Here is an 11,011-nt window from a genome sequence, read left to right on the forward strand (position 1 = left end):
ACGGAAATCAAGTTTCATCAGGACATGTCGGCCTGCTCACTGACAGGAAGGCAGGGCGGGCACTGACAGTGGCGTGCCGTGCTTGCCGTTAAGCTGACAAGTGGAACCGGCATCGACGACTCTGCAAAAAGCTTCATATAACTTGCGACAAAGCCGCGACAAGACAGCTGCAGGCATGGACAAAGCGGGCCGGACACGGCAAAACGGAGCCGCACGATTTTTTCAAGGCAGAGCAAGGACAACTCCCGCATGGAAGACATGGTAGTGGTGCGCAAGGAAGGGCTGTATTGCATCCCCGGCAATTTCTACATCGATCCCTGGCGCCCGGTGGCGCGCGCGGTCATTACGCACGCCCACGCCGACCATGCCCGCGTGGGCCATGGGCACTATCTGGCGGCGGCACCGGGCGCGGGCATCCTGCGGGCGCGCCTGGGCGCGGATATCCCCCTGCAAACGTTGCCTTATGGCGAGCGCATCAACCACAATGGCGTACGGCTGTCCCTGCACCCCGCCGGACACGTGCTGGGCTCGGCACAACTGCGCATGGAGCACGAAGGCCGTATCTGGGTGGCCTCGGGTGACTACAAGCTGGAACCTGACGGTACCTGCGCGCCCTTCGAGCCGGTGCGATGCCACGCCTTCATCACCGAATCCACCTTCGGCATGCCGATCTACCGCTGGCAAGCGCAGCAGGCGATCTTCGACGAGATCAACCGTTGGTGGCGCAGCAACGCCGCGCAAGGGCGCGCCAGCGTGCTGTTCTGCTATTCCTTTGGCAAGGCGCAGCGCATTCTGCATGGCATCGACGCCAGCATCGGTCCCATCATCTGCCATGGCGCAGTGGAGCCGCTCAACCTGCTCTATCGCGAAGCCGGCATCGCCCTGCCGGAGACGCTCACCGCAGGCCAAGCGGAGGCCGGCAAACGCAGCAAGGCCACCGTCTACGCCGGCAGCCTGGTGATCGCGCCGCCGTCGGCGGCAGGTTCGCCCTGGATACGCCGGTTTGGCGACTACAGCGATGCCTTCGCCAGCGGCTGGATGCGTTTGCGAGGGACACGTCGGCGGCGCGGGGTCGACCGTGGCTTCGTCCTCTCCGACCATGCGGACTGGCCGGCCCTGCACGAGGCGATCCGCGCCACCGGCGCCGAGCGCGTCATCGTGACCCATGGTCAGGTCGCCACCATGGTGCGCTGGCTGCGGCAGCAAGGGCTCGATGCCGGCGCCTTTGCCACCGAATACGGAGATGAAGAAACGCAAGACAGCACTACCCCGGCTGCGCCCGTAGCAGCGCAGGAAAGCGGCCATGCGTGAATTTTCGCGGCTCTATGCCGAACTGGACGCCACCACCTCCACCACCCGCAAGCTGGCCGCCCTGCAGGACTACTTTGATCGTGCTCAAGCCGCCGATGCGGCCTGGGCAGTGTACTTCCTGGCCGGGGGCAAGCCGCGCCAGACGGTTCCTACCAGCTTGCTCAAGCAATGCGCGATGCAATACGCGCAGATCGATGAATGGCTGTTCGAAGAGTGCTATCACAGCGTGGGCGACCTGGCCGAGACCATCGCCCACGTCCTGCCGCCGCCCTCCGGCGCCAGCGACCTCGGGCTGGCGCGCTGGATGGAGGAGCGCATCGCGCCCTTGCGTGGCGCCGATCCGGCCGTCATCCGCAGCGCCCTGTTCGCCGCCTGGGATGAACTGGACTGGCAGGGACGCTTCCTGCTGTCCAAACTGATCGGCGGCGGTTTTCGCGTGGGCGTGTCGCGCCTGCTGGTCACACGGGCGCTGGCTGGCGTTGCCCGGCTCGATCCCAAGCTGGTCGCACAACGCATGGTTGGCTGGACCGATGGCCGCACCCGGCCCGATGCCCTGCGCTTTACCGCACTGATTGCGCCGGCCGCGGGTCAGGATACGCAGTTGCAGGGTGGGCAGCCCTATCCTTTCTTCCTGGCCCATCCGCTGATGGAGGTGCCAGACACTCTGGGAGCGCTCTCGGACTGGCAAGTCGAATGGAAATACGATGGCATCCGCGCCCAGCTGGTGCGCCGACAGGGGAGCAACTGGCTGTGGTCGCGCGGAGAAGAACTGATCACCGACCGTTTTCCCGAACTGGCCAGGCTGGCCCTGCCCGATGGCACCGTCATCGATGGCGAGATCGTCATCCGCCTGGCCGATTGCGGACCGCAAGCTGATCGCGTGGCGCCTTTCGCCGACCTGCAAAAACGCATCGGTCGCAAGAACCTCACCGCCCGCCTGCTGGCTGACCTGCCCGCCGGTCTGATCGCCTACGATCTGCTGGAACAGGACGGCCAGGATCTGCGCGGCCTGCCCCAGCATGAACGCCGCCACCGGCTGGAAACCCTGGTGCAGGCCCATGCCGCGCCCGCCCTGATGCTGGCGCCCCGCATCGTCGCCTCTGACTGGAGCAGCCTGGCGCAGCTGCGCAGCAGCGCGCGCGAGCGTGGCGTGGAAGGCATGATGTTGAAGCAGCGGGAGGCACACTACGGCATTGGGCGCACCCGCGATGTCGGAACCTGGTGGAAGTGGAAGGTCGATCCCTATTCCATCGATGCCGTGCTGATCTACGCCCAGGCAGGTCATGGGCGGCGTGCCTCGCTGTACACCGACTACACGTTTGCGGTGTGGGACGCTCCGGACGAACACGGCGAGCGTCGGCTGGTGCCCTTCGCCAAGGCCTATTCCGGCCTCACCGATGCCGAGATTGCGGTGGTCGACCAGGTCATCCGCAAGACCACCATCGAGAAATTCGGTCCGGTGCGCAGTGTCAGGCCGAGCATGGTGTTCGAGATCGGCTTTGAGGGCATCGCCCTGTCGTCCCGCCACAAGGCGGGCATCGCCGTGCGCTTCCCGCGCATCCTGCGCCAGCGCCCGGACAAGACGGTCGAACAGGCCGATACCCTGACCAGTCTGCGGGAGCTGCTGGGGCCAACCGCCAGCCTGCCCTCCGAGGAAAAACAGAAAGAACTGCATCGTGCCACGCAAGACGACTAATTCCCGTTCCAGCGGGAAGATCGCCCTGTCTCAGGCTGAACAATGGTTCAGCCAGCGCGGCTGGGAGGTTTTCGATTTCCAGCGCGCCGTCTGGCAGGCCGCCACCTTGGGCAAGAGCGGCCTGCTGCATTCCGGCACGGGCTCGGGCAAGACCTATGCGGTCTGGTTCGCCGCACTGCTGCACGCCGAACCCAGGCTGGGGCAGCCGGACCTGCCCACCCATGTGAGCGGCCTGCGGGTCTTGTGGATCACCCCCATGCGCGCCCTGGCCACCGACACTTTGCGCGCCCTGCAAGCGCCGCTGGCCGACCTGCTGCCGCACTGGCAGGCTGGCATGCGCACGGGAGACACCGCCGCTGGCGAGCGTGCGCGCCAGATGAAATCCCTGCCCCAGGCCCTGGTGACGACCCCGGAAAGCCTGTCGCTGCTGCTGTCGCAAGCCGATGCCCAACAACGCTTTGCGAAGCTCGATGCCGTGATCGTGGATGAGTGGCATGAACTGATGGGCAATAAGCGTGGCGTACAGGTGCAGCTTGCCCTGGCGCGCCTGCGACGCTGGCGGCCAGGGATGGTGGTGTGGGGGCTGTCGGCCACGCTGGGCAATCTTGAGCAATCGCTGCAAGTCCTGCTCGGTCCTGCGGCTGCCGGACAGGGCGTGCTGGTACGGGGCGAGCAACGCAAGCGCATCGTCATCGATACCCTGTTGCCACCGCAGCCGACCCGCTTTGCCTGGGCTGGCCACCTCGGCATGCAGATGCTGCCGGCCGTGGTGCAGGAGATTGAGGCCAGCGGCAGTACGCTGGTCTTCACCAACACACGTTCCCAAGCTGAACTCTGGTACCAGAATCTGTTGGACGCCCGGCCCGACTGGGCGGGCATCATCGCCCTGCATCATGGCTCCCTGGACCGTGAAGTGCGGGACTGGGTCGAGCACGGCCTGCGTGATGGCCGACTCAAGGCCGTGGTCTGTACCTCCAGCCTGGACCTGGGCGTGGATTTCACCCCGGTGGAGCGGGTGTTGCAGATCGGCAGCCCACGTGGCGTGGCCCGGCTGCTGCAGCGCGCCGGGCGCTCCGGCCACTCACCGGGGCGCAGCTCGCGCGCCACGCTGGTGCCGACCAACAGCCTGGAGCTGGTGGAAGCCATCGCCGCCCAGGATGCGGTAGCAGCCGGCCGCGTCGAAGAACGTGCGGTACCCGGAACACCGCTGGACGTACTGGTCCAGCATCTGGTGACCATCGCCCTGGGAGGCGGTTTCCGCGCCGATGAGCTGTTGCAGGAAGTGCGCCAGGCCTGGTCTTATCGCGACTTGCGCGAGGACCAGTGGCAATGGGCGCTGGACTTCGTGGCGCGCGGCGGCCGGAGCCTGAGCGCCTATCCGGAATACCACCGGGTCGCCCTGGGACAAGACGGGTTCTACCGCGTTGACGTGCCGGCCATTGCGCGGCGGCACCGGATGAACATCGGCACCATTGTCGCCGACGCCAGCCTGCACGTGCAGTACCTGAAAGGCGGACGTATTGGCACGATTGAAGAAGGATTCATCGCGCGCCTGCGTCCGGGTGATCGTTTTCTCTTTGGCGGGCGCGTACTGGAGTTCGTCCGGGTCCATGAGATGACGGCCTGGGTGCGCCGCAGTACTGCTGGCAGCGGCGCCGTCCCGCGCTGGCAAGGCGGGCGCATGCCCTTGTCCTCGACCTTGGCGCAGGCCGTGCTGGAGCGCCTGCAACAAGCCGAACAACAGCATTTCGACGGCCCGGAAATGCAGGCGGTGCGGCCACTGCTGGCGCTGCAGGATGCCTGGTCGGCACTGCCCACCGGTCAGCGGCTGGTGGTGGAAGCACTCAAGAGCCGGGAGGGCCATCACCTGTTCTTCTATCCCTTCGCCGGCCGCCTGGTTCACCTGGGACTGGCGTCTCTGCTGGCCTGGCGCCTGGCCAGTACGCGGGCAGCCACGTTCTCGATGGCCGTCAACGATTACGGTATCGAACTGCTGGCGGCGGAGCAAGTGGAGTGGGCGCGCCTGGCCCCGGACCAGGCACAAGCGCTCTTCAGCGAGGAGCACTTGCTGGACGACATACTCTGCAGCCTGAACGCCACCGAACTGTCGCAGCGACGTTTCCGCGAGATCGCTCGCATTGCCGGGTTGATCAGCCAGGGCTATCCCGGCCAGCACAAGAGCGCGCGCCAGTTGCAGGCTTCGTCGGCGCTGTTCTTCGAGGTCTTCCGCAAGCATGATGCCGGCAATCTGCTGCTCACCCAGGCCCAGCGCGAGGTGCTGGAACAGGAGCTGGAACTGGAGCGCCTGCGCAGCACCCTGGCCGAGCTGCGCGCACGCACTCTGAGGCTGGTGCAGCTGGAGCGCCCTACCCCGTTTGCCCTGCCGCTGATGGTGGAACGCTTCCGCGAGAAGCTCTCGACCGAGAAACTGGCCGACCGCGTGGCGCGCATGCTGCGCGAGCTGGAAGGTGCCGCCGACAAGACCGCCTCGCGTGAACAACCCAAGCCCGCCACCCGGCGCAAGGCCAAGCCCGAGACTGCCGCATGATGCCCTACCCCAGCTTCGACGCCGATGGCGCCATCCTGACCATGCTGCCCGAACGCGCGCTGCTGTGGCGCCAGCGTGCCATGCTGATCCTGGCCGATGTGCATTTCGGCAAGGCAGCGGCCTTTCGGGCCGGCGGCATTCCGGTGCCGCACGGCACCACGCGGGCCAACCTGGAGGCCATCGATGCGCTGGTACAGCAGCATGCAGTGCGTCACATCGTGTTCCTGGGGGATTTCCTGCATGCCCGCGCGGGGCGTGCTGCTGGAACGCTCTCGGCACTGGCGCAATGGCGTGGCCGCAACGCGGGACTGACGCTCACGCTGGTGCGTGGCAATCACGACCATCATGCGGGTGATCCGCCCGAAGTCCTGGGCATGGAACTGGTCGATGAGCCCTGGCGGGTCGGCCCGCTGGCGTTCTGCCATCATCCGCAGACGGTGGACGGTGCCTTTGCCATTGTGGGCCATGTGCATCCGGTGTATCGCCTGTCCTCGGCGGGCGACAGCTTGCGGCTGCCCTGCTTCGTGGTGGACGGGCGCTGGGCGATGCTGCCGGCATTTGGCGCGTTCACGGGCGGCCATCGTGTCGATGCCTTGCCGGGACAGCGCATCTATTTGGCGGCCGAGGATTGTGTCTTGCCGCTGCCGGGCTGAGCCGCCACGCAATAAGGGGTATCATCGACGCGCTGATATTCATACGAGGAGACAAAGACAATGACATGCAAACACCGCCTGCTGGCCCTTTCGATTGCACTCGGCCTGGGCGTTCTCGCCAACGCGCCGGCACAGGCAGATGCGCTGGCCGACATCCAGAAGGCTGGCGTGGTCCGCATCGGCGTACCGCAGGACTTTGCGCCTTTCGGTTCAGTCAATACGGACCTGCAATTGCAGGGGCTGGACATCGACGTGGCCAAGCTGATCGCCCAGAAAATGGGCGTCAAAGTGCAACTGGTGCCGGTGGCCAGCGCCAACCGCATCGCCTACCTGCAGACCCACAAGGCCGACCTGGTCATTTCCACCCTGGGCAAGAATGCCGAGCGTGAAAAGGTGATCGATTTTTCCCAGCCCTATGCGCCCTACAACAACAGCGTGTTCGGCGTGGCCAGTGTGGCGGTGAGCGGCCCTGCCGACCTGGCCGGCAAGACCGTGGGCGTGGCGCGCGGTACCTTCCAGGACCTGCAACTGACCGACACGGCGCCCAAGAGCGCCACCATCAAGCGCTACGAGGACAACAATGCCATGATCTCGGCCTATGTCTCAGGCCAGGTGCAGCTGGTGGGCACGGGGGACTTTGTCGCCTATGCGCTGGCCGAAAAGGCACCCGGCAACAAGCCGGTGCTCAAGTACATCATCCATGAATCAGCCTGCAGCGTCGGCTTGAACAAAGGCGAAACCGCCTTGCTCGGCAAGGTCAACGAGGTGCTGACCTCGGCCAAGAAGAACGGCGAACTCAATGCCATCGTGCAGAAGTGGCTCAATGTGCCGCTGCCGGCGAAGATGGCCAGCACGTTCCAGTAAGCAGCAAATCTGTTTGAAGCTTCATGCCGCGATGCTGCGTCATGAAGCTTTATTTTTCACCCATATTTCAGTCATGAATTAACGAAATTTTTCGATGGAGGTAGCCAGCCCGGATTGGCAAAATGCACGGCACAAAAATGAGCGGCCTGATTGCTGAGCGCCGCTGCCATGCAGCAGTCGATGACAGGGGATAGCACGGGGACAACTTGATGCCAGCGTGGTGTTGAAAACCAACACACGTTCGTTCGCAGCACAGCGAATGGCGGACCATCAAGATGAGGCTCTCCCGTGACGCAAGATGCAGCACCGCCCCGCCGGCAGCACAGCGCGCCTGTTGCACCGCGCTTGCTTTCCACGCTCCTTTCTGGTTTCCCCTCTACGCTCTTCGGCCCCGGACTGTCGCAACACGCTCGCCTGATCACGCTGGCCAGCGCCCAGGAAGCTGGCTTGCCTGAATCCTTGGTCGTGGAGCGCTTCCACGGCCAGGAGAGCGTCAATGACAACTTCCAGTTCGACATCGACGCCCTTTCGGTTTCTACCGATCTCGATCTCAAGCAATTCATCGGCACCGAGCTGACCCTGCGGCTGCTTCAGGCTGACGGCAGCCGGCGCGCCTGGCATGGCTACTGCACGCAGGCTTCATGGCTGGGTGCCGATGGCGGGCTGGCGCGCTACCGGCTTCGGCTGGAATCCGTCCTTGCCTTCCTCGACCGCCGTCGCGACAGTTTCCTGTTCCAGGACATGAGCGTCACCGATATCGCCAACGCGGTCCTGAAGGAATATCCGCAAGCCAATTTCGCATTGGAGGTCACCCAGCCTCTCAGCAAGCGCGACATCTGCACGCAATATCGCGAAAGTGATTTCGCCTTCCTGCGCCGCATCCTGGCCAGCGAGGGGCTGAACTTTCGCTTCGAGCATCAGCAGGAGGGTGAGCAAGGCCACGCTCATGGCCAGCAACAGGCGCGGCACAAGCTGGTCATCTTTGACCGCGAGGCCAAGGCACCGGATCTGCCGGGCGGCGATACGCGCATCCGCTTTCACCGGGTCGCGGCCACCGAGGCCAGTGACGCCATCACCGACTTTGGCGCCGTTCGTAGCGTGCGTTCCAATGCGGTGGCCCTGGCCAGTTGGCATCCCGAGAAGATTTCTTCACCTTCGGCCGAAGAGAGCTCCAGCCTGGATGCTGGTGAACTCCCTGCCCTGCCGGTCTACGACGGTACCGGCCAGCAGGACTTTGCGGACCAGCAAGCGGCCGCGACCCATGCACGGTTGATGCTGCAGGCCCTGGAAATGCAGAACAAGCGCTTTGAAGGCACAGGCGCGGCGCGCCAGCTCGGTGCTGGCATGCAGTTCGCGCTGAGCCAGCACGAGCGCTATCCCGACGGTGAAAACCGCTTCAAGCTGCTCTCGGTCAGTCACGGTGCACGCAATAATTTCGACAGCAACATTGCCCGGATCCTCGACCAGGTGCTCCCCGCCTCGCTGGGAAATCTGTTCGGCAAGACGCCCGCATCGGACAGCGCATCGGAGGACGACCTCAAGACTGGCACCTACCGCAACCGCTTCGTGGCCTTGCGCGACGTGGTCCCCATTGTCCCCATCGCCATCACGCAACGCCTGAAACCGACTGCACGCGGCCCCCAGACTGCGCTGGTGACCGGCCTGCCGGACGTGGCCGTCACCACGGACCGCAATCACCGCGTCAAGATCCAGTTTCACTGGCAGCGCGGGAAGTCGCCCAATCCGGGCGGCTTGCGCGACACCGGGAACCTCGGTGACAAGAACGGCAATGCCCCCGGCAACGATGCTTCCGGTACCTGGGTGCGCGTGGCCGAAGCGCAATCCGGCCCCAACTGGGGCAGCCAGTTCACGCCACGCGTCGGCAGTGAAGTGTTGATCGATTTCATGGAGGGTGACATTGATCGTCCGGTGGTGGTCGCGCAGCTCTACAACGGCAGCGACGTGCCGCCCTTTCCGGCTGGCGCTGATTCCGGGGCCAATCACGCCGGCACGCTCTCGGGCTGGCACAGCACGGCGCATGATGGCAGCGGCTTCAATCAATGGGTGGTGGACGACACGCAGTTGCAGTTGCGCATGCGGCTGGCGTCCAGCCAGGCCAAGTCCCAGCTCAATCTCGGCCATCTGATCGAACAGGCCGACACCGGCGCCCAGCGCGGCAGCTATCGCGGCCAAGGTTTTGAATTGCGTAGTGATGCCTGGGGCGTGGTGCGCGGCGCGCAGGGCTTGCTGATTTCCTCGACGGCGCGTCCGGTTGCCGGTGCCAGCGTCACCAGCACGCAGATGGATGCCCACGAAGCCGTGGCGCAATTGAAGGGTGCGCAGCAACTGGCGCAGATCATGGGCGAGGCCGCCGCACAGCAGCAGGCGCTGCATAGTGCGGCGGCATTCAAGGCCAAGAGCGAGTTCATCTCCATCATCGATCCGGCGGACCAAGGCAAGCATCCGGGCAGTGTGAACGGCCAGGAGGCCTTCAAGAGCCAGCCGGAGTCACGCGAGAACGACCGTGCGCAACCAGTCGAGATGTTCGCGAAAGCCGCTGTGCTGATGGAGTCCCCGACCAACATCAACTGGGCCAGTGCGGCTTCCACCGTGCTCTACGCTGGCGAAAACCTGCACTGGACCACGCAGGGGGATACGCACTGGACTGCCGCCGATACCGCCAGCCTTGCGGCCGGCAAGGCGGCCACGCTCTTTGCGCACGACGGCGGCATACAGGCCTTCGCCGGTAATGGTCCGGTTTCCTTGCAGGCGCATACCGATGCGCTGGAGATCCTGGCTGACAAGGATGTGAGCGTGATCAGCGTCAATGAAGGCATAGAGATCAAGGCACGCCAGAAGATCGTGCTGCAGGCGGGGCAGGCTTCGGTGACGCTGGAGGGCGGCAATATCACGTTTGCCTGTCCGGGGACGTTTTCGGTGAAGGGGGGAGCGCATGCTTTTCCCGGAGGAGCGAGTGCAGCGGCAAGCCTGTCTCCTTTACCGAAAAGCACCGTGGATGCAAAAGATTCACGGAAATTCTCGTTCTCGCGGTAAGGATTCCATATGCTCATCAGCCCGCCTTTTCTTCCTCCGCATCTTGATCAGGACGATGATGGCTATCTGCAGAGGGCCATGCGTAGCCCGGAACATGGGAATTTCCCGGTCAGCCATAAACTCTCGTGGCACGGAGGCTTGCATTTGGAAGCCCCAGCTCGTAATAACGGTCGAGAACCTGTTCGGGCCATTGCCGATGGCATCGTCGCTTACGTTCGACAACCAACGGCGCGCCCTGCCACCGCTACTGAAGATGAAAAGCATGTACTCGGCTATATGGGATGGACTGATCCAGCGAGAAGGTAATGGATATCTTCAGATTACAGAGAATAATAAGAGTCAACTACTCCACTTTGCTGACCCAAGTAAAAAAGGTTACTACGAAGGACGCATCGATTTGGCTAATACAGACCTCGGAGACGGAATGAAATTTCGCGGCAGAGGCCTGAAACAGTTGACGGGACGTTTCAATTATTCAGAGTACTGGGTATTTCGCGGTTGGCTTGATCGCAATTCTTTCGATGCTGGCTGGTTTAGAAACGGGGGGAAAGGGCCAACCATCAGGGATCCTCAGATCGTGGCGGATATTCCTTATAACGCTGTAGATACCGCAGGCTTCTATTGTGCAAAAAACGTTATTCTGAAAGCAGCTGACGGAGGGGCTAACGCAAAGGCTTCCGCAGCCGTAAGTCGGCTAATTAATCCTCATGAACTCCCAGCAGAACCGACACGATCAACCTATACGATGTTGTCCTACATCACCCTCGGCGATGGAATCTAAATATCCTCTGTCACTATTTCTCTCAATGAACTCATTTCATAAATAGCGCCGCATGAGGATGACGGAGAAAGCGAGATGAACAAAGCCGGTGTAATGATCGGCGC

At 63.5% G+C, this 11,011-nt stretch carries 7 protein-coding genes; all 7 read left to right on the plus strand.

Annotation, left to right across the window (positions count from 1 at the left end; translation table 11 throughout):
• The first annotated feature begins 249 nt into the window (after positions 1-249).
• The 7 genes from HWE01_RS21535 (at position 250) to HWE01_RS21565 (ending at position 10,907) form a co-directional block, all read left to right on the plus strand.
• Positions 250-1,311 (plus strand): ligase-associated DNA damage response exonuclease, encoded by a 1,062-nt coding sequence (locus tag HWE01_RS21535; RefSeq protein WP_241822837.1) that lies wholly within the window; start codon positions 250-252, stop codon positions 1,309-1,311.
• Positions 1,304-3,007, plus strand: coding sequence for an ATP-dependent DNA ligase (locus HWE01_RS21540; protein WP_241822838.1), 1,704 nt, complete (start codon positions 1,304-1,306; stop codon positions 3,005-3,007). Before HWE01_RS21535 ends, HWE01_RS21540 begins: the two co-directional genes overlap by 8 nt.
• Entirely contained in the window at positions 2,988-5,555 is a 2,568-nt protein-coding gene (locus HWE01_RS21545; RefSeq protein ID WP_502798465.1) for a ligase-associated DNA damage response DEXH box helicase, read from the plus strand. The genes HWE01_RS21540 and HWE01_RS21545 overlap by 20 nt, the downstream gene beginning before the upstream one ends.
• Complete coding sequence (gene pdeM, locus HWE01_RS21550; protein WP_241822839.1) at positions 5,552-6,208, plus strand: ligase-associated DNA damage response endonuclease PdeM; 657 nt, start codon at positions 5,552-5,554, stop codon at positions 6,206-6,208. Before HWE01_RS21545 ends, pdeM begins: the two co-directional genes overlap by 4 nt.
• Before the next feature lie 60 nt (positions 6,209-6,268).
• Entirely contained in the window at positions 6,269-7,072 is an 804-nt protein-coding gene (locus HWE01_RS21555; RefSeq protein ID WP_008328621.1) for a transporter substrate-binding domain-containing protein, read from the plus strand.
• A gap of 447 nt (positions 7,073-7,519) precedes the next feature.
• Complete coding sequence (locus HWE01_RS21560; protein ID WP_349641006.1) at positions 7,520-10,126, plus strand: type VI secretion system Vgr family protein; 2,607 nt, start codon at positions 7,520-7,522, stop codon at positions 10,124-10,126.
• A 253-nt stretch (positions 10,127-10,379) separates the two neighbouring features.
• On the plus strand, positions 10,380-10,907 hold the full coding sequence (locus HWE01_RS21565; RefSeq protein WP_241822841.1) for a hypothetical protein: 528 nt from the start codon (positions 10,380-10,382) through the stop codon (positions 10,905-10,907).
• Positions 10,908-11,011 lie beyond the last annotated feature (104 nt).

The sequence above is a fragment of the Herbaspirillum sp. C7C8 genome, from assembly GCF_022627875.1.
GTDB lineage: Bacteria > Pseudomonadota > Gammaproteobacteria > Burkholderiales > Burkholderiaceae_D > Herbaspirillum.

Excerpts from the sequence above, each read along its gene's own strand:
- HWE01_RS21535 (WP_241822837.1), top strand. The coding sequence starts at position 250 with ATGGAAGACATGGTAGTGGTGCGCAAGGAAGGGCTGTATTGCATCCCC.
- HWE01_RS21540 (WP_241822838.1), top strand. The coding sequence starts at position 1,304 with ATGCGTGAATTTTCGCGGCTCTATGCCGAACTGGACGCCACCACCTCC.
- pdeM (WP_241822839.1), top strand. The coding sequence starts at position 5,552 with ATGATGCCCTACCCCAGCTTCGACGCCGATGGCGCCATCCTGACCATG.
- HWE01_RS21555 (WP_008328621.1), top strand. The coding sequence starts at position 6,269 with ATGACATGCAAACACCGCCTGCTGGCCCTTTCGATTGCACTCGGCCTG.
- HWE01_RS21565 (WP_241822841.1), top strand. The coding sequence starts at position 10,380 with ATGAAAAGCATGTACTCGGCTATATGGGATGGACTGATCCAGCGAGAA.